At 59.5% G+C, this 2,170-nt stretch carries 2 protein-coding genes and 2 pseudogenes; 2 read left to right on the top strand and 2 right to left on the bottom strand.

The window, feature by feature from the left end; all coding sequences use genetic code 11:
* Nucleotides 1-239: 239 nt before the first annotated feature.
* Nucleotides 240-480: pseudogene (locus tag A2I95_RS32935) on the bottom strand (ATP-binding protein); the annotation flags it as partial.
* Between the two features lie 138 nt (nucleotides 481-618).
* Nucleotides 619-837: pseudogene (locus A2I95_RS32930) on the bottom strand (transposase domain-containing protein); the annotation flags it as partial.
* 118 nt (nucleotides 838-955) lie between these two features.
* Here A2I95_RS32930 and A2I95_RS32925 point away from each other — a divergent pair.
* Nucleotides 956-1,612: a hypothetical protein gene (locus tag A2I95_RS32925; RefSeq protein ID WP_291736598.1), complete on the top strand. Its 657-nt coding sequence runs from the start codon at nucleotides 956-958 to the stop codon at nucleotides 1,610-1,612.
* A 110-nt stretch (nucleotides 1,613-1,722) separates the two neighbouring features.
* A complete protein-coding gene (locus tag A2I95_RS32920; RefSeq protein WP_291736600.1) occupies nucleotides 1,723-2,166 on the top strand; it encodes an ATP-binding protein in 444 nt (147 codons plus the stop codon).
* Nucleotides 2,167-2,170: the final 4 nt, after the last annotated feature.

The following is a 2,170-nucleotide window of genomic DNA, read 5'->3' as shown; positions in this document are numbered from 1 at the left end:
ATGCAGAGTTTGTTGTCCGTTAGATCAGCATGAGCAGACGCGGAGAAGAGCCCTGGCCCAGCTTGCAGCGGCCAGGGCTTTTTTGTATCGCGATATGCGGGCTGGACGCGCAGTTCTGGACAAGGACCCATGCTGTTGCACGGTTTCGTTTGGGTGGAGAAGGGGGCTCATCCGCGCAAGTTTCGTGGGTATTGCTACATGAAAGTTGCAAGCACTAAAACTAATACTGGCCTTGCCCTCTTGGCGTCGCCGAAAACACTTGGCTTTCACCGAAACCGAGGTTGGTTGTGACGGTGATGGAGTTGCGCACATAGTACTTGCTGATCAGGTGGAACAGCAGCTGCCCGCCGATCCGGGCGATGGGCAGGTATTAATGCTAATCCAGGATCAGGAAGTCTGGGCGGAAGATCAGGTCCGCGATTTGCACCTGGCGTTCTCCGCGTGCTCCAGCATCCAGTCTGCGACCAGATCAACGACGTCAGGGACCGGTCCGCACCGGTCGTTCCGGATGCAGGTGCCTGCGCCGCAAATCAGAAGTAACCGCCCGGCAAAGGCGCTTTGGCGCGGTTCCGGTGCTCCCTGCGACGCTGCGATAGCAGCGTACCACCATGGCACCAGTTCGTTCATGGGTGTGATCTTTTGATCCGCAATCTGAGCCAGAACCCAGGTGAGCCATGCCTGCGCATCAACGTTGTTTATCTTCGCGGTTTTGCGCAGCGGTTTGAGACACCGCCCGGTCGTCAGGCGCAGGTGGGCTTTGCCGAGTTCAAGGTGGAGTTCAAAGACGAGCCTGGTATGACCCGGAAAGTCTGGCTTTGCAGGCTCGTTCTTGGTCACTCGCGCCGGCTCTGGGGCCGGTTTGCGTCCAGCCAGAACTTGCAGACAGTTCTGCGGTGCCACATCGCTGCCTATTGAGGAAATGGGTGGGACACCGAAGAAGGTCCTCTATGACCGAATGAAGACCGCCGTGATTGGCGCGGATAGCGCTGGCGTTTTCACGTATAGCAGCTCGTTCGTAGCCCTTTTGAACCATAGCGGCGCAGCGCCACGGGCCTGCAAGCCATACCGGGCGCAAACCAAAGGCAAGGTTGAGCGTCCGTTCCGATACATCAGGCAGGGCTTCTTCTTGGCTCGGACGTTCCGCAATATCGACGATCTCAGCGCCCAGTTCGACGCATGGCTGTACGAGATCGCCAATCCCCGGGTACACGCAACCACGGGTCGGGTCGTTGACGAAGCTTTTGCAGAGAAGAAACCTGCGCTCAAATCGCTGCCCGCCATTCCCTACAGCGCTGTTCTGACGGTTGAACGGCGGGCCAGCCATGAAGGCATGGTCTCGGTCGATGGCAATTACTACTCGGTGCCGGACACCACCCGTAAGCGCGCGGTCGAAGTGCAGAACCACGTCGACGAGATCCGGATCTTCGAAGATGGCATTTGCATTGCTCGCTACCCGGTGCTGGAAGGGCGCAATCGGCGCCGGGTTGACCCCGCGCATCGCAAAGCTCCGCCACCACGCGCCATAGCGCAAAAGTCGAAGGGCGTACCGCAGCGCTCACTCGCGTTCTATGATGCGGTCGGTCAGCGGCTGGCCGCGGGAGGCCTGCGATGACCGCAACACTCGACCCGATCCGGGGCGCACTTGTCGGCTTGAAGATGCCGCGCGCCCCCGAAGCGCTGGACCACACAATGCAGAAGCTGGAATAAGGCGAGACCTCAGGGATCGAGGCACTGGATGCACTGCTCAACGAGCAATACGCCACCCGAGAAACCCGCCGGATTGATATCGCGCTGAAGACCGCCAAGCTGATGCCGATCAAAACACTGGAAGTTTTTGACTTCACCTTCCAGCCCTCGCTTGATCGGGAACGGATTGCCGCGCTGGCGCAGCTGGACTTCATTCGCCGCGCCGGGACCGTCCACTTCCTGGACTCGCCTGGTACCGGCAAGTCCCATCTGGCGACGGCACTGGGCGTAGCGGCTGTGAAGGCTGGAAAGCAGGTCCATCGCGCAACATTGGCCGAGCTAATCGAGGCCCTGGTCAAGGCTGAGCGTGAGGGGCGCCTGGACGACAAGATCCGCTTCTATGCAAGGCCATTGCTCTTGATCCTGGATGAAATCGGGTACCTGCCCATTGCCCAGGGCGGTGCAAATCTGTTCTTCTAACTGG

It is taken from the genome of Leisingera sp. F5 (assembly GCF_001593695.1).
Note: the sequence above shows the minus strand (reverse complement) of the source record. Positions and strands in the feature narration are given on the sequence as shown.